Consider the following 4,603-nt stretch of genomic DNA (forward strand, 5'->3'; position numbering starts at 1 on the left):
GGCAGCTGCTGGCCCTCAACCATCAGCGGCATAAACAATGCCGACAAAATCAAAATCCTAAAAATCCTTTCCATCTTTCTATTCGGTTTATTTGATGTTTTTGAAAATGGGGATAAGAACTTTTAAAAGAATCCTCGTAACTCCAGGACTTGAAAAATTACCCTACCCTGATTTTCTTCAAATTTGAACTATCTGAGGGCTTTTTGATATGAACATCTTTTTCAAAGCACAACAAATATTCTATTATGCTGTAAACATACAACTTTTTGTTTTTCATAGCAAGAAAAGCAGAAAAAATATTTTAATTTAAATGCAATTTTTTTTATTTGAAAATCTTTTTTATGTGTTTTAAAATGATACAAAAAAATGGATCTAAATCTTCTCGTTGATTTTAAGGAGTTTACAAAAAGAGGCTGCCCCATTTATGAGACAGCCTCTATTTTTTTGGACAGTTATCCGAATCTAATTTTATTTAGCCAAATCTCAGGCCGTTCGTATGACATAGGATACGGCCTCAATTGGATGAAATAAAAAAAGGCGATCAATGACCGCCTTTTTTTATCTGGTATGAGACTTTTATTTAATTACCTGAATCCAGCCTTTGAATTCATGTTTTCTACCTTGTGCATCGGTACCTACCAACACGTAGAAGTAAGTTCCTGCTACTTGGCCTGGAGCATTCCAATCATTGTTATAATCTTTTCGCTGGAATACATGGTCTCCATACCTGTTGAAGATTACAATTTCATTGCTTACAAATTTGCCCAAACCTTTGATTTCAAAAGTATCGTTTTTACCATCTCCATCCGGAGTAATCACATTTGGTATAAAGAATGGATTCACCCTGTTCACATCCGTATCGATATTGTCAATAGGATTGGTTTCATTGCCATCGGAAACTATGGTTACCTGGTTGGTAATTGTCTGGGCTACCTCACCATTTAGTGGACTTGCTTTTACTCTTAATGTGATGGTCACTACTGCATTTGCCGGCAACAATGGTATTGTCCAAGTTACCCTGCTGCCTTGTACCGCTGTAATTAATTCTACATTCGGATTCGTAGAAACGAAGCTTGTACTTACATAGGTAACACCATTTGGAAGATCATCGGTAATCACTACGTTCTCAGCATCGGTACCTCCATTATTGGATAACGTAATAGTGTAGTCAAACTCATCACCTTCAAAGACTTCAATGTTATTTGAGGTTTTTTGAACAGAAAGGTCAACCTCATTTTCCAATAACCTGAAGATCACAAAGGCATCATCCCTATTGGTTGGATTCAGCGTTTCTCTTAGCACATATTTCAACCTGTACTCTCTAGGTTCATTGATTCCTGGAATCAACAAGCTCAATTCACCATTTTCATTGATATTCAATCCGATAATTCCATCTAGTTCTGTGAACTCGAAGTCAACATCATTCGGATCAGGTCTTTGACCTTCCAAGAGGTCATTATCAAGGATATTACCTATTACACCTGAGAAGTTGATCGGGAACGCACCATAGTCATCATCATTAGCAATGATTTGTTTGCTTGAACCCCCAACGGTAACACTGTCCTCGTCAGTCACATCATTTCCATTTGGATCTTTTGCGTTGACCAAAACATTGTTTACCACAGAACCTCTTTCAAGATCTTCCAAAGTAATGGAGTAAGTGGTCTCAAAGGTTCTCTGTTCTCCTGGTGCCAAGGCATCGATTTCAACATTAAGACCTGTCAATGGATCAACCACTGTAATGGCAGTCAAGGTAACAGTCCCTGTATTGCTTACAGTAATTGTATATGTCAATACATCGCCGATTTCAGTGTAAGTACTGTTATTGGCCACCTTTTCAACATTTACCTGAGCACTTGGAGTAACAACAACAGTAACCTGATCTTCACCTTTGGTATCTGTATCATTAGGATCCGTTCCCGATACAGTGGCAACGTTCACAATGCTGCCGGCATCCATGTCCGACTGGGTCACAGTATAAGTAACCGTTACAGTGGCACTCTCTCCTGGGGCAAGGGTACCCACATTCTGGTTCACGCTTACCTTATTGTCAACTATGGTAACGTTCTCTATTGTTACGTTGCCATTATTGGTTACAGTTAAGGTATAGACAATCTCCTGACCGGCTGCACTTACTGTGGACCTGTTGGCGGTCTTGCTCATGCTCAGTGAAGCATTCTGAACAACCGTCACAGTTACTCCGTCTTCAGCATCCGTATCCGAACCATTAGGATCAGTTCCGGATACAGTGGCAACGTTCACAATGCTGCCGGCATCCATGTCCGACTGGGTCACAGTATAAGTAACCGTTACAGTGGCACTCTCACCTGGGGCAAGGGTACCCACATTCTGGTTCACGCTTACCTTATTGTCAACTATGGTAACGTTCTCTATTGTCACGTTGCCGTTGTTGGTTACAGTTAAGGTATAGACAATCTCCTGACCAGCTGCACTTACTGTGGACCTGTTGGCGGTCTTGTTCATGCTCAGTGATGCATTCTGAACAACCGTCACAGTTACTCCGTCTTCAGCATCCGTATCCGAACCATTAGGATCAGTTCCGGATACAGTGGCAACGTTCACAATGCTGCCGGCATCCATGTCCGACTGGGTCACAGTATAAGTAACCGTTACAGTGGCACTCTCACCTGGGGCAAGGGTACCCACATTCTGGTTCACGCTTACCTTATTGTCAACTATGGTAACGTTCTCTATTGTCACGTTGCCGTTGTTGGTTACAGTTAAGGTATAGACAATCTCCTGACCGGCTGCACTTACTGTGGACCTGTTGGCGGTCTTGCTCATGCTCAGTGATGCATTCTGAACAACCGGTATGGTTACACTGTCTTCTGTTGAAGTATTATTTCCAGAAGGATCTTGACCAACAGCACTTGCTATGTTTTCAATATAGCCCCTATCCATATCTTCTTGAGTTACTTGATAAGGAATATCAATTGAAATACTTTCTCCAGGGGCTAGTCCTCCAACATTACTTGAATAACTTACTTTTGGATCAGATTTTACAATATTTCCAATTGTAACATTTCCTGTATTGGTTACGGTGATGGTGTAGACTATTATATCACCTGCTCCATTAACAGAATTCACATTAGCTGACTTGCTCAAGCTAAGGCTTGGTAGTCTTTCGAAATTCTGTGTATCGCTGTCTGTGTCTGTAATATTACCGTTATATTTTCCAGTTACGGTAGCAATATTTGTAAATGTACCTTCGTCAATATCTGCCTGTGTCAAGATATAGACTGCCGTGAATGTGTTTTCATCTATAGCTCCTGGTGCAAGGAAAGGAATTTCAATACCATTCACATCCACCAATGGATCCTCAACCACAACATCATTCAAGGTAACATTTCCATCATTGGTTATAGTAAAGGTATAAGTGATCTGATCACCTGCATCTGCTCTTCCATTTCCGTTCAAATCTACGAATTGGCCATTTTTTATGAGCGTAATTTTAGGTGATGCTGCAATCGGAGTTATAGTCTCCTCATCAGTAGCAACCAACTCACAGCCCAGTACACAAAGGCCAGTTGCAGTAGCAACGTTGGTAATAGGTGTTCCATTGTCAATATCCTGCTGGGTAACTGCATAAGTCGCAATGAATGTAACGGTTTGACCCGGGTTAACACCATTCACTGGATCACTTGTTGTCAAGTCACTAAGTACACCAGTACCAGGGTGGACATCTGTGACATTTATATTGTTTGCTGTAATATTTCCAGTATTGGTTACCACATAAGTATAAGTAATCACATCACCAGCTTCCACATTGGTAGTTTTATCAGCAGTTTTTTGGAGGCTGATTCTGGAAACAGTTACAAATGTTTGGACATCCTCACCCGTTTTTTCAATCACATTTCCTTCATAATCGGCTTTAACCGTTGCAATATTTTTAAATGTGGTTGCATTGATGTCTGCTTGGGTCAAGGTATAGACTGCTGTAAATGTGCTAGCATCTGAAGCACCTGGAGCAAGAGAAGTAATTGGATCTCCGCTGACTTCCACCAATGGATCCTCAACAATAATATTTGTCAAAGTCACATTACCATTATTGGTTATTGTGAAAGTATAGGTGATTTGTTCGCCTACATCAGGTATGCCGTTTCCGTTTGCATCTACGAAGGTACCTTTCTTCTCGATTTCAATGGAAGCAAATGCAGCTTCAGGTGTGATGGTAGCAGAATCGGTAGCACTTACACTTTGACCATTAACTCCTACAGCCGTAGCAGTAGCTAAATTAGTGATCGCTGTAGCTTGATCAATATCCTGCTGGGTTACAATATAGGTTGCCGTAAATGTAACTGACTGACCTGGTATCACATTATTGACAGCATCTGAAGTAACCAATTCACTCAAAGAGCCTGTACCAGGATGTTCATCTGTTACATTGACACTATTTATTGTAATATTACCTGTGTTGGTTACTACATAGGTGTAGGTAATCAGATCCCCAACTTGAATGTTGGATGTTTTATCAGCAGTCTTCTCAATGCTGATCGACGGATTCTGCTCCGCAGTGATTGTCTCACTGTCTGAATCAGTCACCGCAGAACCGGTCGGAGGCGTGCCTGAAGCAGTCGCCGTA

1 protein-coding gene is annotated in these 4,603 nt (G+C 40.9%); it reads right to left on the minus strand.

Annotation, left to right across the window (positions count from 1 at the left end; all coding sequences use genetic code 11):
* Nucleotides 1-576 precede the first annotated feature (576 nt).
* On the minus strand, nt 577-4,603 hold a 4,027-nt coding region (locus CLV48_RS20810; protein WP_106569133.1), incomplete at its 5' end, for a DUF7507 domain-containing protein.

The organism is Cecembia rubra, assembly GCF_003014575.1.
Classification (GTDB): domain Bacteria; phylum Bacteroidota; class Bacteroidia; order Cytophagales; family Cyclobacteriaceae; genus Cecembia_A; species Cecembia_A rubra.